At 33.6% G+C, this 26,379-nt stretch carries 27 protein-coding genes and 1 riboswitch; of the genes, 19 read left to right on the forward strand and 8 right to left on the reverse strand.

Annotation, left to right across the window (positions count from 1 at the left end):
• Positions 1-53 precede the first annotated feature (53 nt).
• On the reverse strand, positions 54-1,682 hold the full coding sequence (locus tag PBV87_RS00475; protein WP_271010745.1) for a sialidase family protein: 1,629 nt from the start codon (positions 1,680-1,682) through the stop codon (positions 54-56).
• A 459-nt stretch (positions 1,683-2,141) separates the two neighbouring features.
• Positions 2,142-3,266, reverse strand: coding sequence for a tetratricopeptide repeat-containing glycosyltransferase family 2 protein (locus PBV87_RS00480; protein WP_271010746.1), 1,125 nt, complete (start codon positions 3,264-3,266; stop codon positions 2,142-2,144).
• Between the two features lie 267 nt (positions 3,267-3,533).
• Here PBV87_RS00480 and PBV87_RS00485 point away from each other — a divergent pair, with 267 nt between their 5' ends.
• Together PBV87_RS00485 and PBV87_RS00490 are read left to right on the forward strand one after the other, a co-directional pair.
• On the forward strand, positions 3,534-4,169 hold the full coding sequence (locus tag PBV87_RS00485) for an HAD family hydrolase (RefSeq protein ID WP_271010747.1): 636 nt from the start codon (positions 3,534-3,536) through the stop codon (positions 4,167-4,169).
• A gap of 187 nt (positions 4,170-4,356) precedes the next feature.
• Positions 4,357-5,733 (forward strand): MATE family efflux transporter, encoded by a 1,377-nt coding sequence (locus PBV87_RS00490; RefSeq protein WP_271010748.1) that lies wholly within the window; start codon positions 4,357-4,359, stop codon positions 5,731-5,733.
• 75 nt (positions 5,734-5,808) lie between these two features.
• Here PBV87_RS00490 and uppS read toward each other — a convergent pair whose 3' ends face one another.
• The gene (gene uppS / locus PBV87_RS00495; protein ID WP_271010749.1) at positions 5,809-6,450 is read right to left on the reverse strand and encodes a polyprenyl diphosphate synthase; all 642 of its coding nucleotides are present in this window, start codon (positions 6,448-6,450) and stop codon (positions 5,809-5,811) included.
• A gap of 134 nt (positions 6,451-6,584) precedes the next feature.
• On the opposite strand from uppS, the gene PBV87_RS00500 reads away from it, so the two are divergent.
• Entirely contained in the window at positions 6,585-7,754 is a 1,170-nt protein-coding gene (locus tag PBV87_RS00500) for an MFS transporter (RefSeq protein WP_271010750.1), read from the forward strand.
• Between the two features lie 58 nt (positions 7,755-7,812).
• Here the strand turns inward: PBV87_RS00500 and PBV87_RS00505 are convergent, their stop codons facing one another.
• Positions 7,813-7,968 (reverse strand): YfgJ family double zinc ribbon protein, encoded by a 156-nt coding sequence (locus tag PBV87_RS00505; RefSeq protein WP_271010751.1) that lies wholly within the window; start codon positions 7,966-7,968, stop codon positions 7,813-7,815.
• A 220-nt stretch (positions 7,969-8,188) separates the two neighbouring features.
• A riboswitch (FMN riboswitch) is annotated at positions 8,189-8,313 on the forward strand.
• Between the two features lie 129 nt (positions 8,314-8,442).
• On the opposite strand from PBV87_RS00505, the gene PBV87_RS00510 reads away from it, so the two are divergent.
• The 4 genes from PBV87_RS00510 (at position 8,443) to rimI (ending at position 10,821) form a co-directional block, all read left to right on the forward strand.
• Complete coding sequence (locus PBV87_RS00510; RefSeq protein ID WP_271010752.1) at positions 8,443-9,000, forward strand: ECF transporter S component; 558 nt, start codon at positions 8,443-8,445, stop codon at positions 8,998-9,000.
• Positions 9,001-9,264: 264 nt separating this feature from the next.
• Entirely contained in the window at positions 9,265-9,681 is a 417-nt protein-coding gene (gene tsaE, locus PBV87_RS00515) for a tRNA (adenosine(37)-N6)-threonylcarbamoyltransferase complex ATPase subunit type 1 TsaE (RefSeq protein ID WP_053984942.1), read from the forward strand.
• An 8-nt stretch (positions 9,682-9,689) separates the two neighbouring features.
• On the forward strand, positions 9,690-10,394 hold the full coding sequence (gene tsaB, locus PBV87_RS00520; RefSeq protein ID WP_053984941.1) for a tRNA (adenosine(37)-N6)-threonylcarbamoyltransferase complex dimerization subunit type 1 TsaB: 705 nt from the start codon (positions 9,690-9,692) through the stop codon (positions 10,392-10,394).
• Positions 10,384-10,821, forward strand: a complete 438-nt coding sequence (rimI, locus tag PBV87_RS00525; RefSeq protein WP_271010753.1) for a ribosomal protein S18-alanine N-acetyltransferase — start codon at positions 10,384-10,386, stop codon at positions 10,819-10,821. The genes tsaB and rimI overlap by 11 nt, the downstream gene beginning before the upstream one ends.
• Here rimI and PBV87_RS00530 read toward each other — a convergent pair.
• Positions 10,814-11,125, reverse strand: coding sequence for a hypothetical protein (locus PBV87_RS00530; RefSeq protein WP_053984939.1), 312 nt, complete (start codon positions 11,123-11,125; stop codon positions 10,814-10,816). The genes rimI and PBV87_RS00530 overlap by 8 nt on opposite strands.
• Positions 11,126-11,348: 223 nt before the next feature.
• Here PBV87_RS00530 and PBV87_RS00535 point away from each other — a divergent pair, with 223 nt between their 5' ends.
• Positions 11,349-12,380 (forward strand): helix-turn-helix domain-containing protein, encoded by a 1,032-nt coding sequence (locus PBV87_RS00535; protein ID WP_271010754.1) that lies wholly within the window; start codon positions 11,349-11,351, stop codon positions 12,378-12,380.
• A 52-nt stretch (positions 12,381-12,432) separates the two neighbouring features.
• Here PBV87_RS00535 and PBV87_RS00540 read toward each other — a convergent pair whose 3' ends face one another.
• Complete coding sequence (locus PBV87_RS00540; protein ID WP_271010755.1) at positions 12,433-12,786, reverse strand: hypothetical protein; 354 nt, start codon at positions 12,784-12,786, stop codon at positions 12,433-12,435.
• 66 nt (positions 12,787-12,852) lie between these two features.
• Positions 12,853-14,349 (reverse strand): glutamate/gamma-aminobutyrate family transporter YjeM, encoded by a 1,497-nt coding sequence (gene yjeM, locus PBV87_RS00545; protein ID WP_271010756.1) that lies wholly within the window; start codon positions 14,347-14,349, stop codon positions 12,853-12,855.
• 160 nt (positions 14,350-14,509) lie between these two features.
• On the opposite strand from yjeM, the gene PBV87_RS00550 reads away from it, so the two are divergent.
• From PBV87_RS00550 to fliD, 4 genes are all read left to right on the forward strand, one after another.
• Complete coding sequence (locus PBV87_RS00550; RefSeq protein WP_271010757.1) at positions 14,510-15,136, forward strand: hypothetical protein; 627 nt, start codon at positions 14,510-14,512, stop codon at positions 15,134-15,136.
• 65 nt (positions 15,137-15,201) lie between these two features.
• Positions 15,202-15,759 (forward strand): hypothetical protein, encoded by a 558-nt coding sequence (locus PBV87_RS00555; protein WP_271010758.1) that lies wholly within the window; start codon positions 15,202-15,204, stop codon positions 15,757-15,759.
• Positions 15,760-15,942: 183 nt separating this feature from the next.
• Complete coding sequence (locus PBV87_RS00560) at positions 15,943-17,223, forward strand: glutamate-5-semialdehyde dehydrogenase (protein ID WP_271010759.1); 1,281 nt, start codon at positions 15,943-15,945, stop codon at positions 17,221-17,223.
• A 65-nt stretch (positions 17,224-17,288) separates the two neighbouring features.
• Positions 17,289-17,993, forward strand: coding sequence for a flagellar filament capping protein FliD (gene fliD / locus PBV87_RS00565; RefSeq protein WP_271010760.1), 705 nt, complete (start codon positions 17,289-17,291; stop codon positions 17,991-17,993).
• Between the two features lie 50 nt (positions 17,994-18,043).
• Here fliD and PBV87_RS00570 read toward each other — a convergent pair whose 3' ends face one another.
• Positions 18,044-18,802 (reverse strand): DeoR/GlpR family DNA-binding transcription regulator, encoded by a 759-nt coding sequence (locus tag PBV87_RS00570; RefSeq protein ID WP_271010761.1) that lies wholly within the window; start codon positions 18,800-18,802, stop codon positions 18,044-18,046.
• Between the two features lie 139 nt (positions 18,803-18,941).
• On the opposite strand from PBV87_RS00570, the gene PBV87_RS00575 reads away from it, so the two are divergent.
• From PBV87_RS00575 to PBV87_RS00605, 7 genes are all read left to right on the forward strand, one after another.
• Positions 18,942-20,195 carry an MFS transporter gene (locus PBV87_RS00575; RefSeq protein WP_271010762.1) on the forward strand — a complete coding sequence of 418 codons (1,254 nt, stop codon included), beginning with the start codon at positions 18,942-18,944 and terminating at the stop codon, positions 20,193-20,195.
• Positions 20,196-20,302: 107 nt separating this feature from the next.
• Complete coding sequence (locus tag PBV87_RS00580) at positions 20,303-21,142, forward strand: MBL fold metallo-hydrolase (protein ID WP_053984929.1); 840 nt, start codon at positions 20,303-20,305, stop codon at positions 21,140-21,142.
• Positions 21,143-21,330: 188 nt separating this feature from the next.
• Positions 21,331-22,557: a putative glycoside hydrolase gene (locus PBV87_RS00585; protein WP_053984928.1), complete on the forward strand. Its 1,227-nt coding sequence runs from the start codon at positions 21,331-21,333 to the stop codon at positions 22,555-22,557.
• A 17-nt stretch (positions 22,558-22,574) separates the two neighbouring features.
• Positions 22,575-22,997 carry a hypothetical protein gene (locus PBV87_RS00590; RefSeq protein ID WP_154668830.1) on the forward strand — a complete coding sequence of 141 codons (423 nt, stop codon included), beginning with the start codon at positions 22,575-22,577 and terminating at the stop codon, positions 22,995-22,997.
• Entirely contained in the window at positions 22,984-23,958 is a 975-nt protein-coding gene (locus tag PBV87_RS00595; RefSeq protein ID WP_053984926.1) for a hypothetical protein, read from the forward strand. Before PBV87_RS00590 ends, PBV87_RS00595 begins: the two co-directional genes overlap by 14 nt.
• A gap of 158 nt (positions 23,959-24,116) precedes the next feature.
• Entirely contained in the window at positions 24,117-24,965 is an 849-nt protein-coding gene (gene cdaA / locus PBV87_RS00600) for a diadenylate cyclase CdaA (protein WP_053986331.1), read from the forward strand.
• Positions 24,958-26,310, forward strand: coding sequence for a CdaR family protein (locus PBV87_RS00605; RefSeq protein ID WP_271010763.1), 1,353 nt, complete (start codon positions 24,958-24,960; stop codon positions 26,308-26,310). Before cdaA ends, PBV87_RS00605 begins: the two co-directional genes overlap by 8 nt.
• Positions 26,311-26,379 lie beyond the last annotated feature (69 nt).

Consider the following 26,379-nt stretch of genomic DNA (forward strand, 5'->3'; position numbering starts at 1 on the left):
AAAGAGAGCAAGGTATATAATTTATACCTTGCTCTCTTTTATGAATTATGTATTTAGAATAACCAACTAAGTTCAAAAGACATATAAGCGATAACATTATTAGGTTGAGGCTCAAATAAAATACCAATATGACCGTTTTCAAGAACTGCTAAACTAGAGTAGGCAAAGAAATGTTCAAATCCTTTTGCATTTTCATAAAGAGATGAATCTATAGGGAGTAAGCGTTCACGGATCCAAGAGATACTGCCATCTTCTTGAACTTCACCTAAAGAAATAACGCCATGAGTTCTAGAAGAATCATCTTTGCTATTACCACTTGGATGAGAAGAAATGACATATTGTTTGTCAGTATCCATACCTTCAGGATACTTAAAAGTATTAACTGGATAAGTAATAATAGATTTCTGGCAGCAGACAGACATAAGGTCAGTAGTGTGTTGTGGTCCCCAAGTCTCACCACCATCATGACTAATAGAAACAGGTGTTGGAGCCTTAGAAGATTGTCTACCAAAAGACATAATGTCTCCATTTAGAAGTTCGATGAATTGGCATTCGTCTATATTATTCATATATAAATTCCCATTAGTGTTGGCACGATTCCAAGTATAACCATGATCATCACTATAGAGTGCAGTAGCTTTACCTAGTGCATAAGCTGGCATCAGGATACGGCCATTCTTGGCTGTATCTCTTTGATGTTGCAATGTAAGGCCGGTACCAGGACCTGTACCTAAAAAGGTGAGATCTGATTCTACTTTAACTTGAGGTGTAATGTCATAAGGTTGGCACCAAGTCTTACCATGATCTTTACTACGAGTAACCCAAAGATAAGAAGTAATTAGGACACGTAATGGAGCTGGATCTGTTTCATAAGTTTCATATAATGATTCAGGTGGAGCGACATGACGTTTTTGTACAAATTCAGGAGCATCTAAATGATATGTAGGCATTTCATAGTTAAGATAAATATTACCCACATAGATATCTGAATGAGCATGAGTAGTATGTACTGGATTTTGTGGCACAAGAGGTGGGTAGCTATCAAGATATTCAGCATGATCTATATTAGGCGCATAGTAAAGATCACCCATAGTTGTATAATGATGTTGTGGATCATGGTGCTGTGGTACGTAATAGTGTGTGCGGTTTCCTTCTGGATCGTAGACCCAACCTTGTTCACGAATAGTATAGGCATCAGAAGAATGAGCTGTATAGAGACATTGATAATCTACATCGCCTATACGTATATAGCCTCTTCCTTGCTCCAAATAATCAGGAGCATGGAGCCCTTTACATTCAGGATACATATCTACAAGCATAACAATATCACCATTTGTTGCTTGGGTTGTAACAGCATCAATATAGAAGGCAGAATGCCAATCTTGATAATCTTGTGGTGCATGATGAGCTGGAAGAGATAAAATGGTTTCTACTGGAGTTGTCCAAGTTTGGCCATTATCGAAGCTTCTACGCATACCGATTTCAACTTTTCCCCAATCAGCGCTATCATTACCAATATCACTAACAGCAATGAGCGTATAGTGGTTATTTGCAGATGTTGGTTTGGCTAAAAGTAATGAAGGAATACGACAACCTTGAAGATTTCCCATTATACTAGGTGAAGCAGCGATAGAGGCATGTTGAAGTTTATTTGGGTTAGTACTTGCAAAAATATGAGTCATAAGTAAGTCTCCTTTGCGATTAATAGACAGAATGATAAAACTTATACCTATGATTATAATATGAAATGAGAAACGTGTGGGGATAAAGTGAAAAAAAGAGTAAAATTTTAGTGTTATAATAATTTTAAAAGAGAAATACTGTGTAGATTTATAGATTAAGTGACCTACAATGTTTATAAGATAAGTAAAAATCATAAGTAATGTAGCAGATGCTCCTTGATATAGAGTCTCTTATCAGACCCTTGCAGTGATAAATGCTATTCATCCCTTTCACCTATAGGTTCCTGATCAAAAACGGTTATATAAGGCAGGTCATAAGGCTACACTTAAGAGGAATACTTATAACAAGCATTAAATGCTTATTTTAAATCTATAAACGACACACAAAAAGCTAACTTAAATTTGCCCAGATTAATAAGAGGGAGGGGCGATTTAGGTTAGCTTTTTGTGCGTCAGCAGCTAAATGATAAAGCGAGCGTCAAGAAGTTGAGTGCTAAAGGTTGGAATAGGAATTTTATTTTCTTCAAGTTTTTTGAGTAGGTATTCTCTATTATAAGAGGTTTTATTCTTATCTCCTCCTATTTGACTAGAAAGTTCATTAAAATAATATGCTGTGTAGTAATCATTAAGGCGAGAGTAGCATACACACAACTGTATAGCAGGTATCCACGTATAGTAGTCTTTATTCTGTAAAGATAAAGCATCTTTTGATGGAATACAAGTCATAGCTGTTTTATACCAAAAGATAGCAGTTTCATATTGAGTATTTTCCAAAAAGTTGTCAGCGATTAAGCAACAAATTTCAGCTGTAGGTTTAGCCCATTTTAATGAATTTAGAAGAATATCAAGTTGATCTTTTAGTTGATGATTAATCTCATAACAACGAGCTAAGTTAAGTGTAGCTGTCTTTTTATCTTCTATCCATGCATTGGTTTCAAGAAAATCTAAATAATAGGTAATTGCTTCATCGATTAGATGATTATAATAGAGTTCATTTGCAAAATAGAAAAGGTCTCTTGGACAAAATATCTCACCATTTTCCTGCATTTTTCGAAAAATTTTTAGGTTGCGATCTGTATGTGGATGGGGTTTATCGTGTCTCACATAGATATCAGAGTGATAAGTATGGCCATATACTGCTAAGTATTCATGTACTTTTCCAATCCATTTATAGCCATTTTCTCGTTTAACAATTCTATTACGACGAAGAGAGATGATTGTATTTCCGTCCGCATCTCGTACTAATGAATAAGGCATATTTACTACATCAAAAGAGGGATCTAAATGAGCCTTTAAGATTTTTAAATTCTCTATATCAGATTCTAAAATATAATCATCCGCATCGAGCCACATAATATATTCTTTAGTTGCTTTTTCAAAAGAATAATTACGCGCCTTGGCAAAATCATCACACCAGTCAAAGTCATAAATTTTAGCATTATATTTTTCGCCTATTTCTTTAGTATGATCATTTGAACCAGTATCTACTAAGATAATTTCATCAACAAGATGTGACATAGGTTTTAGACACCTTTCTAGTACATGTTCTTCATTCTTAACAATCATACATAAACTAATTTCCATCTTATTTACCTCCTACTTAGTGTATTATTATAAATATATTAAAGAAGGCAAAAAGAAGTTCCCAATAAGTAGCCATCTTGGAAATAAAGGGATATGATACAATGAACATAAGTTAAAAGAATGTAATAAAATATGAAAGAGGTTAATATAACTCTTTTGACATATCTTTTTAATATAAGAAATGAAATTCAATATACAAAGGGAATTGTATAAATAAGAAAGCAGGTATATGCTAAAAGAGATATAGAAATAAAAAGGAGATTAATCATGTATAACATTTATTTATTTGATTTTGATTATACTTTAGCAGACTCAGAGAAAGGTATTTTGATGTGCTTTAGACATGTTTTAAATACCTATAGTATTGAGGATATAACAGATGATGCCATTAAACGTACAATAGGTTTGACACTTAAAGACGGATTTAGAGTATTAGTGAAGTCTGATGATGAAGACTTACTTAATCAGTACGAAAAGGAATACATAGTTAAAGCGGATGAAGTAATGACAGCTCATACAACACTTTATAAAGAAACAATTCCAATGCTTAGACGTTTAAAAGAAGCAGGGCATAAAGTAGGAATTATTTCAACTAAATATCGTTATAGAATAGAAGATACTTTAAAAGTATATGAAGTAAGTCATTTAGTAGATTTAATTATTGGAAGAGAAGATGTACAAGAAGCTAAACCAAGCCCGGAGGGTATTCTTAAAGCAGCTGAATATTTCCAAGCAAACAGTAGTGAAATCCTTTATGTGGGAGATAGTTATATTGATGCACAGGCTGGACAAAATGCAGGTGTAGCATTTGCAGGTGTAACAACAGGGACAACAACTAAAGAAGATTTTAAAGCATATCCACATATTAAGATTATGGAAAGTTTAGATGAAGTAGAGGGATAATGTAATAAAAAATAAAATATAGCTTAAGATAGGTACTTCAATCATGGAGTGCCTTTTTTTAGAGCTAAACAGGGACAGGTAACTCTTGTAAAAAATTATATATAATCTATAATTAGTAATTAGTGTAAAAATTTTTATAAAAACTTAAACTAAACAAGATCATGCAAACTACATGGGGGATTGAAAAATGCAGTCAAATGTAATGTTAATGACAGAAGGTTCTATTTATAAAAAAATAATAACCTTCGCAGTTCCTATCTTTTTGGGAAACTTATTTCAGCAGTTATACAATATTGTGGACTCACTTATTGTAGGAAACTTTTTAGGGAAGGAGTCTCTTGCTGCGATTAGCTCCACGGGCTCATTGATTTTTTTACTAGTAGGATTAGTTGGAGGTGTATTCTCAGGGGCAGGGGTTGCAATTTCACGCTATTTTGGGGCAGACGATAAAAAGAATGTAGAAAGAGCAATTCATACAGCTGTTTGTTTTGCCTTAATTTCAGGAATTGGACTTACTATTATAGGATCTATCCTAGCACCACAAATTCTAAAACTTATGGGGACACCAGCATCAGTATTTGAAAATGCTGTGACCTATGTACGTATTTATTTTGCTGGGATTATAACTATTGTAATGTATAATGCTGCTAGTGGGATATTCCAAGCAGTAGGAGATAGTAAGAGACCTTTATATTTTCTTATTGTTTCTTCTATTACTAATGTGGTATTAGACTTATTATTTGTTGTTGTCTTCAAAATGGGTATAGGCGGAGCAGCTTTAGCAACTGTTATTGCACAAGCTGTAAGTGCAATTTTAGCTTTCCGTCATTTAATGCGCACCAATGAGGTGTACCAAATAAGCTTTAAGAAGCTTGCTGTACATATGGATATGCTTAAACAGATTTTACAGTTTGGTATTCCATCTGGTGTGCAAAATTCAGTTATTGCACTAGCTAATATCGTTGTACAGTCTAATATAAATGCTTTTGATGCAGTAGCAGTAGCAGGGTGTGGTTCTTACTCTAAGATAGAGGGTTTTGTATTTATTCCAATTACAAGCTTTGCTATGTCTATGACCGTATTTATAGGACAGAACTTAGGAGCAGGAAAATATGAACGTGCTAAAAAAGGGACACGTTTTGGAATTCTTACATCTATGCTATTAGCAGAAACCATCGGTATACTTTTCTTTATAGCAGCACCGCAGTTAATTAGCCTATTTAATAGAGATCCGGAAGTTATTGCTTATGGTACATTACAAGCAAGAACTATTGCTCTTTTCTTCTTCTTACTTGCCTTTTCACATTGTATTGCAGGTATTTTAAGAGGTGCTGGAAAGTCTATTGTACCAATGCTTGTTATGCTTACATGTTGGTGTGTGATAAGGGTTATCTATGTAACAGTAGCTACTCACTTTATCAATGATATTCAAGTAATATTCTGGGCATATCCATTAACATGGTCGTTAAGCTCATTATTCTTCTTGGTTTATTACTTAAAAGGGAATTGGATGTATGGCTTTAAAGGAAAAGAAGCTACAAGTAATGAAGAAATTGTAGCATAGTAAAAAGACATAATAAAAAATTGTTATATAGTTAATGTTAGATTAAGAGGAGCTTAGATAAGCTCCTCTATTTGTTTATCCACCTAGTGTGATATCTTGTCCATTGTACCAGTTAAGGGCTGCTAAAAAGTGATCTTCATTAAAGTCAGGCCACATATCATCGAGACAAAAGATATCTGCATAGACCGATTGAACTGGTAAGAGGCCGGAAAGGCGAGAGCGACCACCGAGACGGATAACTAAATCAATACGAGAAATATCTTTGGAACGAAGAGAATCATAAATACTTTTGCGATTCTTAGTATCAGTATGCATAGCCCCAAGATCCCATTCCCATCCATAATTGACAAGGAAGTTTGCTTTTATATCACCACTGTCTGAATGGGTACGTGTAGTATAGGGGAGTAGTTCTGGTGGGAAGCAGTCTGACTCGGTATTTCCTACAACAAGTAGGGAGACGTTGTCATCTTCAATAAGTTTTACTGCTTCAACACAAGCTTTAGAGAAAGCTTCAACCTGTGCTTTAGGACGTTTGCAATTATCAGTTGTAAAACCATAGTAAGTAACTTCTTCAACTCCATACTTTCTGCAGAGTTTAAGAAAGAGAAGTCCAGGGTCTAACCCGTGGTTATAGCCCTCATGTTTCTCAAGACCTGCGGATTTTGCCCAGCGTCTATTGCCGTCTGGGATAACAGCTATATGTTTTGGAATACGCATTGGTATACACCTCCTTATCTTATAGAGTTTTAACCACATTAGAAATAATATACATAGGTTATTGCAATGAAAGGCTTAAAAATTATAAACTACGGAAGGATTTATACAGAGAAAAAGGACTTGGGAGGAAACAAATGAAAAATAAGTGGAGTATGTTTGGCATACTGTTTTTCTGTGCGATAACAGTTGCCATTAGCCAGCTTAAGGTACCACCGATTATGGGGATGATAAGTGACAATATGAATATCTCTCTATCACAAGCATCATGGTTGATGTCTATCTTTACGGTTGCAGGTATTATATTAGCAATACCAAGTGCGGCAATTATGAATAAGTTAGGGCCTAAAAAGTTATTATTATCATTAATGGTATCTTTATTAGTAGGGAATGTATTAGGAGGATTAACCAATCATTATAGTGTGCTTTTAATAAGTCGTGCTATAGAAGGTATTGCTTTTGCAATGATCATCCTAGTAGGGGTTGCAATGATTAAAGCGTGGTTTGGTGAAAAAGCAGGATCAGCCTTGGGAATGTTTAATACATTTGCAGCGCTTGGATCATTTGTAATGATGAATGTAGGCTTAAGTATTACAAATAGCTTAGGTTTAAAAAGTTTATGGTTCATTACAGCAGGAATGAGTGTCATTTGCTTTATACTCGTTTGGGGCTTTATCCAGGTACCAGAAGAAGAATATGAAGACAACAAGCAAGAAAAGTCTTCATTAGTAGAAGCAATGAAAAATAGTAGACTGTGGAGTGCAGCACTTGCAAGAGGATGTGTAGCATTTGTATTATTCACATTTGTTACGACTTATCCTCAACTTTTTATGGGATTCTATGGATTAGATGCTGGAACAGCCAATTTCTATGCAGGACTTAATGGGCTATTTGGTATACCATGTTGTATCTTATGTGGAATTATTGTGGACAAAACAGGGAAGCCATTACTGACTGCATTATTAGGTTTTATAGGGTTAATAGGAACAAGCTATATGGCGACTATCTTAGGACCATCAACTTATATTTTACATACCCTTTTAGTAGCTATATTTGGAGGATTTACCATAACAGCGTTATTTTGTATTGCACCTACAATGGCTAAGAAAGCAAGTTTGAGCGGTTATACCATTGCGATTATGAATCTGTTTTATTATATAGGTGTATTTGCTTGTGGCCCTGTAATATTAGGAACTGCAGAACAGGCAAGCTGGCAAGTTGCAACTTATATCCTTATGGGAATTAGTTTGGTAGGTGTATTACTTGTAGTAAATCTTATAATCTCACCAAGAAAGAAAAGCCATTAGATAATTAGATAGATAGAAAAAGGAGCTGTCACATTATAATGTAGCAGCTCCTTTTATGTTATTTACGTTCTTCAAGATTATTTTTTTCTTTAACACGGCTAGATGAGATCAGTTTTTTGCAGTGATTACAAAAATAATTGCTTGCACCACAAGCATTAACTTCTTCTACTTCTTTTTGATTACAATCTGGGCAAATAAGCTTTTCTTTCATCATTAAAATCCTCCTAGTTATTAAATAGAAACCTGATAAATGTACTCTAGTTATAGTATATGACTTAATAAAAAGGTTAATCAACTAGGAAAAAGAAATAAAAGAATAATTATTATGAGAAAAATATATAAGATTAAAATTTAAAAGAAGTATAAGCCTTATACTTGCAATTTGTAGTATAGGGGGGTATAATAAGCTCATAAAATTAAATAAAGAAGCTAACTTAATTCTTCAGGGCAGGGTGAAATTCCCGACCGGCGGTGACAGTCCGCGACTACATTAGAAGTAATGTATTGATTTGGTGAAATTCCAAAACCGACAGTAAAGTCTGGATGGTAGAAGAGTTGCATGTAAGCATATCTAATAGAGAGTATTATTTCTTATATAGAAATATTTCATAAAGTATGCAATGATTATACAAAAAACGGCAACCCTAAGAATGAATGGGTTGCTTTTTTATATTCAGGAGGATGCTTTATGCAAAAAAAATCATTTAACACACAAGTGCTTATCAAAGTTGCACTTCTAAGTGCCATAGCTTTTATCTTAATGAGAGTCTTTAAATTCCCATTACCTGCTTTCCCAACATTTTTAGAAATCGACTTTAGTGAGTTACCTGCTATTGTAGGAAGTATTGTTGTAGGGCCATTTGTAGGTCTTGGTGTAGTAGTTATTAAAAATGCTTTAGCGTTCTTTAACTCTTACACAGGTGGTGTAGGTGAACTTGCTAACTTATTAGTAAGTCTTGGTTATTTATTACCATTAGCATTTATGCTAAAAAAAGACAAAAGCTTTAAGACAATAATCATTGGTTTAGGGTTAGGTACAGTTGCCATGGCAATCGTAGGCGCATTTGCAAACTACTTCATTCTTATCCCATTATACGGATTAGAAGTTGAAAAATTACCATTCGTATTAACTGTAATTATCCCATTTAACTTAATTAAAGGTGTGATTGTTTCTATAGTAAGTGCTGTTATTATTAAAGCAATGCAACCAGCACTTAGATACTTATCACTCAAAAAATCTAATTAATAAATTATAAAACAAAGCAAATAAAAATGGCACTTAGCAATAAGCTAAGTGCCATTTTTTGTCTATGAGGTTAAGGGAGAGGAATAAGTGAAAGCAAAATTGTATGTTGTTGATGTAAACTTAGTATGTGCCGTAGTTTTTAAAATATGCATAAAATAAATGTCATTCAGTTATACTTTGAATACATAAAAGGGCGTAAAGAGTTGAAAGTTATAGCAAACAGTATTAAAATAATGCTTAATGACATAAAGAAAGGAAACCCCTATGGAATGGATTAGTTTATCAGAAGAAGAAACTTTTAATAGAGGTTATGAAATCGCCAAGAATGCCAAGAAAGGGGATATTTATTGCCTCATTGGGGATTTAGGTGTGGGTAAAACTGTTTTTTCAAAAGGTTTTGCAACTGGACTTGGGATTACAGAACATATTACAAGCCCAACATTTACAATTGTACAAGAATATGAAGGCGAAATGCCATTATATCATTTTGATATGTATCGTATTGAAGATCCAGATGAGTTAGAGATGATTGGATACGAAGATTATTTCTTTGGAGAAGGTGTATGCTTAGTAGAATGGGCAAACAATGTACCAGATGCTATCCCAGATACAGCAAAATGGATTACAATAGAGAAAGACTTAGAACAAGGTTTTGATTATAGAAAAATTACAATGAAGTAGGTGAATACATGAATATATTAGCGATAGATGCTTCAGGTTTATCAGGAAGTGTAGCATATATTAGTGATTATAAATTAGTAGGTGAATACTATATTTGCCATAAGCTTACACACTCTCAAACCATTATGCCAATGCTTGAACATCTTAAAGGCTTAATTGGTTTTGAAATGAATGAGATAGATGCAGTAGCAGTAACAAGTGGGCCAGGGTCATTTACAGGCATCCGTATTGGTGTAGCAACAGCAAAAGCTATGGCACTTGCTATTGGTGTACCTATTATTGGGATACCTACATTAGATGTTATGGCACACAATATTTCATTTGCAAGTGAAGTGATTTGCCCAATTATGGATGCCAGAAGAAATCAAGTTTATACTGGGATTTACCAATGGAAAAATGGAACACTAGAGCGTGAAGGTGACCATTTAGCTGTTGAAATCGATGAGTTATTAGAGAAACTTGCAGGAAGACAGACCATCTTCTTAGGTGATGGTGTAGATGTGCTTAAAGGTAAGATTACAGATGTAATGGGAGACGCAGCCCAGTTTGCACCAAGTTTCTTACACATGCAAAGAGCAAGTGTACTTGCTCAGCTAGCTTGTGAAGCTTTTGAAAAAGGTGAAATGGTAGATGCAGATGAATTTGTACCAATCTATCTTAGAAAGAGCCAAGCAGAAAGAGAGCTAGAGGAGAGAGAACAAAGTGGTCATTAGAAAAGCGTCAAAAGAGGATATTGAAGCAATTTATGCTATAGAAGTAGACTCTTTTAGCGTACCATGGTCTCTAGAATCCATAACCAAAGAGCTTGAAAATCCAGTAGCTTATTATCTTATTGCAGAAGAAGAGGGACAAGTACTAGGCTATGCAGGTCTGTGGGATGTAGTAGGTGAAGGACAGATTACCAATATTGCAGTACGCCCAAGTGGCAGAAGAAAAGGTATAGGGAAGCAGCTTGTAGATGGACTGATTGCATATGGTAAAGAAAAAAACTTAGAAGTACTTATACTAGAAGTACGTGCAAGTAATACACCTGCTATCAATCTCTATACAGGAACAGGTTTTACAGATATCGGTAGAAGAAAGAATTATTATACGAAACCAACAGAAGATGCTATCCTAATGGCCTATAGTATTAATTAGGACCAAAGAGTTTAACTTCTAAAAGCCATTCTATAGCTATAAAGAAGATAATAACTAAAGCATAGTAATTAATATCGAAGTTAGGATATGTCATAAGAAGGGCTACAGCAATCTCTAAAATCAGAGATATACAGCAAAGTTCTATACGTTTAAATAAAGAGTACTTCTTTATATTTTTATGTGGGTAATCTCTGTGAAATCTACTGTTTAAGATGAATAAGATTGTTTTATCAGAAGCAAATAGAGAAAATAAGATAGGAATACCACATAGTATAAAAAATAAACTATAGTCATTGCTTAGCATATAGATCCCCCTTGTAGTTTAATTAAATATAGCTATAGTATAGCATAGTAAAAAGGCTTTTAAGTTATTAAGTAGAATGACTTAAAAGCCTTTTTTATTCAACTAAGGGTAGATTACAATCAAATATGCCTCCATTGAAGCCTTAGAAAATAATCCTTATAATAGCATTATCAGCTGATACATCAAATCAAAAACTACTAAAGGTTGAATGTGGAGGGGCGTAATGAATATAGGTAAGCAAATCAAATCCTTAAGATTACAGAAAAATGTAAAGCAAGAAGAGCTAGCAAATTACTTAGGTGTATCGCCTCAGGCAGTTTCAAAGTGGGAAACTGAAATGAGTGTACCAGATATTGCTCTATTACCTAAGTTAGCAACTTATTTTGGTATTACTATAGATGAATTATTTCAATTACCTAATGAAACTGAATTTGAGCGTATTGAAAATATGTATTGGAATGAGAGAAGGATAAAAACAGAGACCTTTGATCATGCAGTTCGTTTTTTAGAAGGGGTGCTCAAACAAGAGCCAAACAATGTAAGAGCATATGAAAATCTAGCCTGTCTTTATAATCATAGAGCACACAGTGATCACGAATTAGCATCTGAATATGCAAAAAAAGTACTAGATTTAGAGCCAAGTAATAAAAGTGGATGGTGTGCCTATTTAGAAGCAAACAGAGGTGTTTGTGGTGATGAATGGTATGATAATCATTTTACGGTAATTGAGTATTTCAAAACCTTTTTAGAGAAGAATCCAAATAGCTTTCTTGGACTTTATGCAATCATTGAAAACTTATTGGATGATGAACGTTATGAAGAAGCTGTACCTTATATTGAACAGATAAGAAAGGTAAAAAATAATTATCAAGCCAATATGTATATCGGAGATGTGGCATATGGCAAAGGTGACTTAGAAAAAGCAAAAGAACTGTGGAATGCAGCAGTAGAAGAACATCCTAATACATGGCAGGCTTACTGCTCAAGAGCAGATCGCTATAAGAAGATAGGCATGATTCAAGAAGCGTTAAATGATTATGAAACGTGTTTTAATATACAAGAATCTCCACGTATTACAGATGGGTTGCACTCTCTGGCGCAGATGCATGAGAGAATGGGAGATTATGAAGCAGCTATTAAAGATAGGGAACGTATTGTACAGTGCTTAAAAGAAGATTATGAGAAAACAAGTGGAGAAAGTATTGATATCCATAAGCGAGAAATTGAAAGGCTAAAATCCTTACGTAATGAATAAATAAAAATACCTTAGTAAAGATGTATGACACACTTTACTAAGGTATTTTTATTTATTCATCAAAAAGTCCTTCTAGACCTTGGAAGAGCTTTTCACTTGTTGCAGCCTTTACTTGAAACTCATAAGGTTGAGTTGTATGTTTTGCTAAAAGTTCATCTAAAGAAGTAAAGGTTGCACTACTAAATTTATCAATAAAGTTTTCCATAGAGTTTTCATCGTCAAGTGCTTCTAATGTAGCACAAATCTCGGCGAGTGAGGTAGGAGCTTGTAAAATATCTTTGTTAATCGTAATACTATCTGTATTGATAGATTCTTGATTACCAATTAATTTTTCAAGACTTAATTCTGCAATAGGTTCATCTAAAATTGTGTGTAACTGACAAATAGGTTTCGCTTTTTTCTTCATAACTAGGACCTCGAAAAAATTAGATTCTCCTATTATGATAGCTTACTTGACAAAATGTGACAAGTGTTAGTTACGTTGTTTCATTTCATAGCTATAGTAAAGCCATAAGGCAACAATAGCGAAAAGTACTGGTCCACCACCGGCAAAGAGTGTATCTATCCAATATCCTTTTGCAAGTCCAGGTTCAATAATAGAAAAGATATTTGCAAAACCAACAGTAATTGTAACGATGATAGACGCTACAAGAGCAACACCATAACCTTTATAAATAGTAAAAGGTTTAACAATGTTATCTTTTTTCTTAAAGAATGGGAAGGCAATCGCTAAGAACATATAAGGAATAGTCATTGCTACATTGGTCATTGTAACGAGCTTATTAAATAATGCAGATGCATTGTCACCACCAAAGGAAATAAGCAAGATAAGAATAGCGACAACAGTAGCTTGTATTTTCATAGCATATGCGGGCATACCATCTTTTGTTTCTGCAATACGGCCTGGCCAAAGTTCTTTAGGTGTACCTTCTATTAATTGTTTAAGTGGTGAGTAGATTAAAGTAAAGAACGCACCAGTTAAGGCAAGAAACATAGAAAGTCCTACAAGACGAGCTACCCAAGCACCAACTGTTAAGCTAGCAGCTTCAGATAATCCAAAGCCATTTGCTAAAGTGTAACCTAGGTTTTCCATAACAATATAAGTTACATTTGCTGTATTAACTGAAGGAAGAGAAAGTATATTACCCCAGTTAATGAAGATACCCATAATAAAGATACCTAGAGAGTATCCAACAGAAATAACAATAGCAGAAATGGTTACACCTAGAGGAAAAGTTTTTTCAGCATTTTTAGTTTGGTCAACAAGACCACCGACAGCTTCAATACCACCATATGCGAAAATAGCATAAGTCAAGAAAGAAATAATAGATAATGGAGATTGATAAGCTGGGTTTGGAGATACAGTAAATGTTTTTAAGCCATCAGTAATAGGTTGGGCAAATCGTCCACCATGAAGAGCCAGTACAATAAGTCCTCCAATAAGTAAAATAACATTTAAAAGCATTACGGCAAAACCACCTACAGAGGTAATTTTTTTGATTTTATCTAGTCCACGTGTTGAGATAAAAGTAACAAATAAAATCCAAATGGCACCAAGGATTCCTAGCCATTTCGTTGCACTCATTCCAAAGAAATTCATACTTTGAGTCATATCCCTACCAAATATAGCGTTTGATAGAGGAACCCATATAGTAGTAGAAACGTTTACTTGCCACACAAGATAAGAAGCATACCACATGAAAGTTCCGACAAAAGCAAATTTTGGATTTACAGCACTTGCCATCCAAGAATAGATTCCACCTTTTTCATGTTTATAGGCTGCACCATACTCAGCCATCATAAAAGCATAAGGTAGGAAGAAGAAGATCGCACCGGCTAAATACCAAGGAATCGCACCATAACCCATTAAGTAAAAGGCTCTTGGCATATTAGCAAATCCATATACAGATGTAAAAATCATCAGTACAAGAGATAGGAGTGTAAGTTGTTTTTTTGCATCTTGAGACATAAATGTCCTCCTTCTAGTCTGTCATTCAGTTAGTAATTAGAATGCACCAAAATATAAAAAACATGCTTTAATGATAAAAAAACAGTTTAAGAGATTATTTTTTATCATTAAAACAGCAAAAAACATAGAATGGAGTATAAACATAAAAGGAGGAGTAGATATGAGAAGGTATTGTCAGCAAAATAATTATTGCTATGAAGAATGTTATTGCTGTTGCCCTAAATGTATAGAAGGACCTATAGGCCCACAAGGTCCCATAGGTCCACAAGGAATCACAGGTCCACAAGGAGCCACAGGCCCACAAGGAGCCACAGGCCCACAAGGAGCCACAGGTCCACAAGGTCCAAGAGGTACAATTCAACTTACAAACTGTGCTACTTATAGGTCTACAGGTACGACTTCTTCAGTAGCACCCAATGGAAGTATTAATTACGGAAATCTAATTAGTGGGAGTGGAACAAGTATCACTCATACTAATGATACACCTGAAATAGTTTTATCTGCTGAAGGAATTTATAAAGTTGATTTAGCTGTAGATGGAGTAGATAATATAGTAGGGCAAGGTCTTATATTTGCTTTGGTAGTAGATAAATTTATTACTGATGCAAGAATTGTTTCACAAAATACACAAGATAAAACACATTATAATAGTGGTTGGGTCAGCTATTTTGTAAAAGTAAAAGCAGGAAAAACAGTAACAATTACTGTTCAAAACATAGGATTAGATACAATAGATCTTGTAAATTCCAATATTAGTATTTTGCAAATTTCATCTACGGTAGGATAGAATTTGATAAAAAGAACGTTTTATGTATATAATAGAAGATACAGCATGATAAATGGAGGAAGCACATGGAACAAATGGAAAAGAAGCCTCTTACAACAAAAAAGGCAGTACTTGAGGCTATAGATGATACAAGAAAACAAGCAAAAGCAGGTTTAGCTGTAGAAGAAGTAGAAAAACTTTATAAAGAAATTTATGATGCCATTGAAGTAATGAGTGCAAATGTAAAGCCTAATACTATTGTTTATTTAAAGACTGAGCTTAACAAGACACTTATTAAATATCGCCCAACGGAGATTACTCAAAAGTCAGATCCTTTTATGGAGTTCTTCAAACAAGCTTACCCAGAAGGGAAACGTCGTAAAGACTTTACTTATACACTTGTTGACCCAAGTAAGATAACAGTAGATCAAATTGTTGAGACATTAAAGTTTGTTAATGCACACTGCAAAACAAACAAAATCACCAAAGAAGAAAAACAAGCTATTCTTCCAATGATTGAGAGAGTAGCAAAAACAGATAGCTTAAGACACATTAATCAAGTACGTAGCATGGAGTATTTAAGAAATGCAATGCATATACGTATTGAAAAATCACCCAAAGGTCATAGATTAGTAAACGCTTAAGTAAGATATAGAATAAAAAGCTCCATACCCTAGGGCGAAGTAAACCTAGATAGGTGGGAGCTTTTTTGTTTCTCATCATCTCAATAAGCGTCCTTGCAAAAAATGTAAAAAACATTGACCTTCACATTTAGGATGTGTAGAATAGCATTAAATCATACTCGGAAAAGGTAAGGTGTTAGGACGATGAATATATATGAATCAGCAAGTAAGGCACGTGAAGCCTCTATTATGCTACAAGCAATAGATGGCGATGCAAAAAGAAAGGCATTAGTTGCCGTTCAAGAAGCATTAAAGGCCAATAAAGAAGCAATCTTTGCAGCCAATCAAAAGGATATAGAAGTAAGTGAAGCACAAAATATTGCTATGCCAGTGCTTAAAAGATTACGTTTTGATGAAGGCAAATTACAAGATGTATTAGATGGTATTGAAAGTTTAGTGCATATGGAAGAACCAGTTGGGAAAGTACAAATGCAAACAGAATTAGATGAAGGATTAATCCTTACACGTATTTCTTGCCCAATTGGTGTTATAGGTGTTATTTTTGAGTCTAGACCAGATGCACTTGTTCAAATTTCAAGCTTATGCTTAAAGAGCGGTAACAGTGTACTTCTTAAAGGTGGTAGTGAAGCGAAAGAAACAAATAAAATTTTATTTGAAATTATTAAAAAAGCTTCAGAAGAAGCAGGTATGCCACAAGGTTGGATTACCCTTATGGAAACACGTGAAGAAGTAAGTGAAATTCTTAAAATGCATAATTATATTGACCTTCTTATTCCAAGAGGATCAAATGAATTCGTACAATATATTATGAAGAACTCAGATATTCCTGTAATGGGACATGCAGATGGAATTTGTCATAGTTACGTAGATAAAGCTGCTGATTTAGAGTTAGCAGTAAAAGTTGTAACAGATTCAAAAACACAATATGTATCTGTATGTAATGCACTTGAAACATTACTTGTACATGAAGCAGTAGCAAGTGAATTTTTACCTCATCTTAAAGCGTCTTTAGAAGGCAAAGGTGCAACAATCAAAGGTTGTGAAAGAACAAGAGCAATTATTGAGTGTGAAGAAGCTACAGATGAAGATTGGAAAACAGAATACTTAGATTACATTTTATCTATCAAAATTGTAAGTAGCTTAGAAGAAGCGATTACTCATATCAATACTTATGGGTCTGGACATACAGATTGTATTATTTCTACAGACGAAGAAGCTGTTAAGAAATTTATGATGCTTGTAGATTCAGGTAATGTATTTTGTAATGTATCGACACGTTTTAGTGATGGATTTAGATATGGATTTGGAGCAGAGGTTGGTGTAAGTACCTCTAAGATCCATGCAAGAGGACCAGTAGGTATTGAAGGTTTATTAATTTATAAATATAAATTAATGGGTCATGGCCATATCGTTGGTGATTACGCTTCAGGTACTAAAAAGTTCACTCATAAAAAATTAATCTAATAACTTGAACTAAAGTATATTGATGCCGAAATAACTTATAGACACTATTAAGAAAGGAGAACCTTATGATACAAAATATAGGGCTTCAGAGTGGATATCAAGCTATAGCACAGACACAGCAAGTAGCCGCAAGGTCTGTACAGGCACAATCTACAACACAAGAACGTTATAGTATTTCGCAAAGTTACTATAATAATCAATTACCAGCAAAGGATTTAAGTTTTATTAAAAACTTTAGTAATGAAATGAGTACTTTATATGGTGCCGCTACTAAGTTGCAAAATCAAAAAGGTAATGAATCCGCAGATAAAATTGAAAAAAATACAAAAGAATTTGTAGATAAATTTAATGAATCTGTTGATTTTCTAGAAAAGAATAAAGGAAAGAATAAAACTCTTAATCGTTTGCATGACTCATTAACTTCTATAGGTAAGACCTATGAAAAATCTTTAGAGAATATAGGGATTGGCGTTGGAAGTGATGGTAAATTAGCTATAGATGAGACTAAATTTAAAGAGAGTTTAACTGCTAGTCCAGATAGAGTAAAAGATACATTATCTACATTAGCAAAGAAAACGGAAGATTTCGCAATGAGAGGGATTAATACATCCTCTCAATCTCTTTTAGCAGAGTCTAGTAACAAGCTACAGAATGTAATGGATGAAGAAACATATTATGCTGGAATTCGTAAAATGGCGAGTAATGCTCAGTTTATGAATATGTATTATTCAGCTCAAGCTACATTTAATATGATTAATTTATTTGCATAAGCAAAGAGCGTCACATAATGTGTGGCGCTCTTTGTTGTATCTATAGAATTTTAATGAGGCCAAAGGATTTCACAATTATTTTGGCGTGCAGCTTCAAAAATAGAAGAGCTAGGTTCTTGATCGGTTAATAAATAGTCCACTTGATTAAAAGAAGCTAAGTTAAACTTATAATTATTGAGGAATTTAGTATGATCACAGAGTATAAGCGTAAGTCTTGATTGTTCACACATTTGTTTTTTTGTACAGGCTTGTTGCATACTTGGATCAGTAAAGCCTTTATGATCTACACCTGCACAAGACATAATACAAAGGTCTAGGTTGAATTGCTTAATATACTCAAGGGCAGACTCGCCAACAATGCCACTAGAACCTTCACGAGCATACCCACCAACAACAAAAACTTCACAAGCAGTGTGTTCGATTAAACTATGAGCAACTTCGATACCATTGGTAACAACGGTAATATTTTTATAGTTATTGAGTAAGGGACAAAGCTGTAGGACTGTTGAACTAGAATCTAAAAACATGGAACTACCATCGGTGATAAAATCAGTAGCAAGTTGGGCTAGGGTTTGTTTGATAGAAATATTTTCTTGGTTACGTAATTTAAAGTGTTTTTCTTTAGTGGTTGTAACGATAATACTTACATTTCCTTTATCTCTTTTTACTAACCCCATTTCTTCTAATAAAATAAGGTCACGACGAATGGTAGAAGCACTATATGAGAGTAGGTCAGCAAGATGAGGAATAGCAATTGTTTTCTTTTGCTTTAATAAATTTAGTAATTGTTCTTGTCTTGTATTTAGCATAAATTCCCCCAAATATGTTCATAAAAATTGAATTATTTTTCATTATTTTAAAGCTAATAGTGAAAAAAATCAATATGAGTATCATCACTTTCATTTTCTTTAGAAAGCTTTAGAATAGGCTTGAAGGAGAGTGGAGGTCGTGCAACAAGATTTAGTAAAAAAACTTTTTAAAGTAAGTTGGCTTGTGTATTTTATTTCATATATAGGCAGATTGAATTATGCAGCATCAATGATTGAAATTGGACAAACTGAGGGCTATACAACGATTCAATTAGGCACAGTAGTTACAGCTTTGTTTATAAGTTATGGGATAGGACAATTACTAAGTGGCTTAATAGGGGATCATTTTTCGTCTAGAAGGTTAGTTTTAGTTGGATTAATTGGATGTGGTATATGTAATATTGGTATGTTTACTTCTAATAGCTATTGGCAACTACTACTGATTTGGTCACTTAATGGATTAAGTTTATCTTTGATTTGGCCACCTATCGTAAAGCTTTATACACAGTATATGGATGAAGACTACTTACATAAATGCTGCTTTAATATTCAAACATCTGTAGCGTTAGGAACTTGTTTTACCTATTTAATGTGTTCAAGTCTTCTTAAAATATCAAGCTGGAGAAATATTTTCTTATTTACATCAGGCTTGCTATTTATTGCAGCGCTTATATGGCATATGACTATAAAGCAAGTTGAAAAACACTGTGTAAAGGTAATAGATAAAGCTCAAGTAATTGATAGTGAAAAACAAATAGTTAACAATAGAAAAGAAATAATAGAAACTGAAGAGAAGCAGTTTAAGAAAGTTCTATTTAAATCTGGGTTAGTGGTTATCTTTATTGCTATTTTGATTATGGGATTCTTAAAAGATGGGATTATGACTTGGGTACCTCAATATATTACAGATACATTTGGGACACATGCTTATTTTTCTGTATTTTTAACAGCACTATTACCACTTGTCAATTTAACAGGTATTTATCTTATTAAATATATTAATGAAAAAAATTCTGGAGATGATTTGAAGACAACAGCTATATTTTATGGGGTAAGTGTAATAAGCTTAGCATTGCTTGTAGTATATGGTAGGGCAAATATCTATGTGAGTGTTTTATTATTTGCAGTGGTCACTTCTTGTATGCTAGGGATTAACACCATACTTGTAAGTGTGCTACCAACCTATTTTGCAAAGTATAATAAGACAGCTTTAGTGGCAGGATTAACCAATTGTGTAACCTACCTAGGGAGTGGACTATGCGGTTATGGCTTAGGTGCACTTGTAGAAGGATATGGATGGCAAGTGACAAGTATGGTTTTAGTAGGTATATGCTTATTAGGAATTATAAGTTGTATAGTGGCAAGACCTATGTGGCAAAAATTTAAACATTAATGGTAAGTCCACTTATCTAAAGTTTAAAATGATGATAAATAGATTTAGGAAATAAAAATAAGAAAAGATCTTAACACTTAGAGTGATAGAATAAAAGGAGACTAATAATGAAACTTAAATATTTAGGGACAGCAGCCTATGAAGGATTTCCAGGACTTTTTTGTGAATGCGAAGCTTGTAAACAAGCTGAAAGAGAAGGTGGGAAAAATATTCGTACAAGAACAAGTATGCTTATTAATGAAGATACATTAATGGACTTTTCACCAGATGCTTATTTGCATAAACTTAAATATAACCTTAATCTAGCAGCGATTAGATATTTTGTGATTACCCATTCACACTCAGATCATTTCAATCCTTGGGATTTAGTTGCAAGATGTGAAGGGAACTATGCACACTTTGATGAAGCCAATAAAGGATCTACAGTACATGTATATGGAAATGATAAGGTTGAAGCATATTTAGACCAAGTAGTACAAGTAGAGTTTGGAGGTAACCAAAACTTTATTGATTATCATAGAGTGACACCGTTTGAAACTTATGAGGCTGGAAAGTTAAAGGTTACACCACTTCTCGCTCAACATCAAACAGATGAGCAGTCATTGATTTATCTAATTGAAGAAGAAGGAAAAGTACTTTTATATGGAAATGATACAGGTATATTCCCAGAAGAAACATTTGAGTATCTTAAAAATATCAAGTTAGATGTGATAAGTTTAGACTGTACACATGGTACACGTCATAAAGGTGGATATGGTCATTTAGGTTTAGAAAGCTGTGTAGAAATTAAAGAAAGATTATTAGAAATGGGAAGTGCAACACAGCAGACAACATTTATACTAACGCATTTTTCTCATAATGGTGGACTTTGTCATGAAGCGTTAGAAGAAAAAGCCATACCACACGGATTTATAATTTCATACGATGGTATGGAACTTACAGTTTGAAAATAAAATAAATGTTTAAAAGAAGAGGTTGTTGTAGAACAGCCTCTTTTTGCTCCTTTTTTGCTTAAAACTTGAAGAAATTGGCAATAATTCACAAATAATATTTAGAATTGTGTAGAAAAACAATAATCGTCAGGAAAAACATTCTATGTTATAATAAAAGGAAGAAAAAAGGAGTGTCGTACAGGGTGAGAAAAAATAAGATTAAACTTTATGGAAGCTATTATAGGTACAAACGCAACAAAGTGATAGTTAGAAATTTTATTACTGCTTCTATACTATTAATAGGAGTAGCTGCCACCTTAATCTTTACAAATAAATTAAAGCTACAAGATGTAGCAGCACTTTTTAGTATGGGGATACAAAGTAGTAAGCAAGCTATGGAGCCTTTCTTCTTAGAACAAGTGGATACTAAGTATGAGGTACATACAGCAAAGCCACCAATTAAGGGGGTATATTTACCAGCGACAAATATGGCACGACTTGATGAACTCATAAAACTAGCAAATGAGACAGAAGTAAATGGTATGATTATAGATATTAAAAATGATAATGGATACTTAACTTTTAGTACTGACAATCCAAAGTTACAGAGTGCAGTTAAAGAAAAGCCGGCTATTCCCAATATGGATGAAGTCATAGATAAGCTTTACGCTAATAATATTTACCCAATTGCACGTATTGTAGCTTTTAAGGATAACGTCTATACCAAGGTAAATCCAGATCAAGCAGTGCAGACAGCAGATAGTAGTGTTTATCAAACAAGCAAAGGTGAAAGTTGGTTAAATCCTTATGATAAAAGAAACTGGGAGTACCTTTTAGAAATAAGTAAAGAAGCGATTAACTTAGGATTTAAAGAAATACAATTTGATTACATTCGTTTCCATGAATCTATGGAAGGAAAAGATTTAAACTTTCCAACAGATAAAAGTAAAACAGAGATTATAACGGAATTTGTTGCATATATGACAGAAGCGTTACATCCTTATGGTGTAAATGTCTCAGCAGATGTATTTGGAACAATTATTACAAGTAAAATTGATGCAGAAATAGTAGGACAAGATTACAGAGAACTTATTAAGCATCTAGATTATATTTGTCCGATGATTTATCCTTCACACTATGGAGAGGGCTCATTTGGAATAGCACATCCAGACTTACAACCGTATGACCTTATATTAGAAGTTATGCAATACTCTAATATGATTATAAGTGAAATACCAAGAAATGAGAGAATGGCAGAAGTAAGGCCTTGGTTGCAAGATTTCACAGCATCGTGGTTAAGTAGTTATCAAGAATATGGAGATGAACAAGTGCAAGATCAAATAAAAGCAACTTATGATGCATTAGGTAGTGAGTGGCTTTTATGGAATGGTGCAGGCAAGTATCATTCTAATGCGTTAGAACAAGAGTAAAGGATGTGATGGGGGACATGGATAAGAATAAAATTATTTTAATGTCGAAGTTAGCTATAGAGGAAAAGCAATCGTTAAATAAGGATAAAAAGATAACAAGTTACTTTTCAGAAGACTATATATACGTTAATAATTTTAAAACAAGATTACTGGTGTTTATAATGACCGGTATAATCATGTTCCTTTACATTTTTGCAAAGCTACAAATAGGGGGAACCTTGCCAACCAATCTTGAAGAAGTAGTAGGACAGTATATCATACCATATGGGGGGAGTATGATTGCTATCATACTGGCTTATAGTGTAATTTCAAGTCAAATTTATCAAAAGAAATATAATTTGGCACAAAGTAGAATCAATAGCTATAAGAAGAATTTGAAGGCACTAGAAGAACTTGAAAAAAGTAGGGATAAAGGGGATGAAAGAAATGAAGCCAAATGAAAGCCTTTTGATGTTTAGAGAGCGGGCAATACAGTTTTATAAGATGTATGAAAAGATTTTTATTGCCATGGCAAAGTTCATTACTGTAATTTATATGCTTATAGAAATTAATAGTACCATTGGCTATGCACCTCTTTTAACTAGGGGATATATGATAGGGGTAATAGCTTGTATAGGTGCAGTGCTACCTATACAATACATAATGATTGGTGCCATGTTTATTATTACTATTCATTTATTAAGCTTTAATTTATTTATAGGGCTAGGAATGGGATTGATTTGCCTATGTTTGTACATATTTTATATAAGGCTTTATCCTAGAGAAAGTTTAGTAATTATATTGACAATCTTAGCATTTAGATTGAATTTACATTATGCAGTGCCGATTATTGCAGGGTTATTCGGTGGATTTCAAGTTGTTGTTGCAATATTAATAGGCATTTTAAGTGTTTTTTCTATTCAATGTATAGAACCTATTGTACAAGTAGCTTTAAAAGCAGAAGATAGTTTGAAATTATGTTTAGATAGCTTAAATATAATAGGAACACAAGTTGTTCAGAATCCAACTATGTTAGCAACAATGAGTATATTACTCGTTGTATTTTGTATTGTATTTATTGTAAAAAGGCAAATGATAGATTATGCACCGTACATGGCTATTGTTATTGGTGGTGCAATGAATATGTTAGGCTTTGTTATAGCGATTCTATTTTTAAATGTACAGGTCAATGTATTATTAATGGTTGTTATGTCCATACTAAGTGTAGTCATAGCAAGTATTATTCAATTTATGTCTAAGTCTCTAGATTATTCTAGAAGTGAAACAGTACAATTTGAAGATGAAGATAACTTTTACTTTGTAAAAGTAGTACCAAAAATTAAAGTACAAGTAGATTGTACAAAGATAGAAAAGATTTATACAGGGCATAACAAACAGGATGCTATGGAAATTGAGGAGTAGAGGTTGGGGCAAAATTAATCAGATATTAGATTAATTTTGTTACCAACTTTTTTTCTGGTTAGTAGGTTAAAATTAGCACAAGTTCCAGATGTATTTTGAATATAATCATGATATAATAAGTGTAAAATAAGGAAAAGGGGTTGCAATACTTGGACGTAATAAGTGAAGCACTAGATAAGATAGGGTACCTTAGCCTACCACATATTGGAATAAGAGACATTATAGATATATTAGTTGTAGCATTCTTTATTTACAAAGTTCTTATGTGGATTAAGGATACGAGAACATGGGCACTTTTAAAGGGCGTTGTAATTATTATTGTAGTGGCTGTCGTAGCTTTTGTATTTCAATTGCATACTGTTTCGTGGATTATATCAAATGCGATCACTTTAGGTGCCATTGCAGTACTGGTATTGTTCCAACCGGAGCTTAGAAGAGCTTTAGAACAAATTGGGCGAGGCAATTTATTGGGTTCTATTCTTTCTACAGAAGAGGGAATGATAGAAGGTCTCCTAGATGAAACGGTAGAGGCTATTGTCAAAGCAAGTGTACAAATGGGAAAAGTAAAAACAGGTGCACTAATAGTAATTGAACAAGAAACGAAACTTGGAGATGTAGAAAGAACGGGTATTCCTATTGATGCCGTTGTTTCTAGCCAATTACTTATTAACATATTTGAGAAAAATACACCTTTACATGATGGCGCGGTAATTATTAGTCACAATAGAGTATCAGCTGCGACGTGTTTCTTACCATTAAGTGATAGTCTAGAAATTAGTAAAGATTTAGGGACAAGACATAGAGCAGCAATTGGTGTATCAGAAGTAACAGATGCACTTGTCGTTGTTGTATCAGAAGAAACAGGACATATCTCATTTGTGAAAAATGGGAAAATTAGAAGAGGCCTTGATGGTGAAGGATTAAGACGTATATTAGGATCATCAAAGAGACGCAAAAAGCATGAAAGAAAAATGATGCTATGGAAAGGAAAACAAAAAAATGAATAGATTTTTATCCAATAACCTTCCTTGGAAAATAGTTTCTTTTTTACTTGCAGCTCTACTATGGTTCTTTGTTATTAATTCTCAAAATCCAGTTTTAACTAAAGAAGTAAGAGTACCTTTAACCATTAGAGGTATTAATGAGTTAGAAGCTAAAGGATATGTATTACAGAATGAAGAAGAACTAAGAAATATGCAAGTACGTGTACTTCTAAAAGGTCCAAGGCTTGATATGGAGCGTCTAGCAAGTGATGCGGTGCAAATTGATGCAAGACTCGATCTTACTCAATATGCGAATATGCTTACAGCTGAAGATGCAGACTCTATAGATAAGACTGTAAGAGTACCTGTATATATTAGTGTAGATAGTATTACAGCAGAAGATATTAGACCAAGGGATATTAGTGTAATCTTTGAAAGAGAGAAGTCAACAACTAAAGAGATTATCTATAATATTGAAAATGAGAGTAGTAGTGAATATGCAGCCCTCGATCCAATTTTAAAGCCAAGTGAAGTGGTGATAAGCGGACCTAAGAGCGGTGTAGAAAGTGTTGAAACTGCAGTTATCAATATTAATGTAGAGAATTTTTCAGAAGATACATTAAGCTATACTGTACCAATTACTTTATTAGATAAAGATGGACAGGAAGTTACTGGTGTTAAAAAAGTCCCTGAATATGTAGAGGTTACATTGCCTATAGGCAAGAAAAAGAAGGTTCCATTAGAACCACAATTTAAAGGTACACTACCAGCAGGCTATATTCAGACTAATATTATTATTAATCCTAAAGAAATAACTATAGTAGGAAAACCAGAAGTTGTAGATCAAATCAACTCAATTAAACTAGAAAAAATTGCATTAGATAATATTATACAAAGCAATACATTTAGAGCAGATTTTATTCTGCCTGAAGGTATAGAGTATATTGATAATATAGAATCAAAGGCTAATGTAACATTAGAGATTCAAAAAGAAACAGATTATAGTTATGACATTAGTCTAGAAGAAATGAAACTACAAGTTTTAGGGCTACCTGAGGATTATAAATATGAGATGGTAAATCCTTCAGTCAATGTAATTTTAGCAAGCACAGCTGAAAAATTGCTAGGATTTACATCAGATCAATTAAAAGGAACAATAGACTTTAGCAAGATTCGCCCACTTTCAAATGGTGAATATAAAATGCCATTACAGTTAGTTGTCCCAGAAGGATTTAAAGTAGTTAATACACCAATTTATCTAAATATCAAAGTAGAAAAAATACAAGAAGAAGTTATACCTCCTGTAACAGAAGAACCAGTAGAACCACCTGTAGAAGGAGAAGTGACACAGCCAGAAGGCGAAGAATAAAGAATGTAAAAGTAGCTAGAAATCTAGAATGAAGTATAGATTTCTAGCTTTTTGTTTTTAGACGTGCAT

Origin of the sequence: Holtiella tumoricola (genome assembly GCF_027857615.1) — a bacterium.
Classification (GTDB): Bacteria; Bacillota; Clostridia; order Lachnospirales; family Cellulosilyticaceae; genus Holtiella; species Holtiella tumoricola.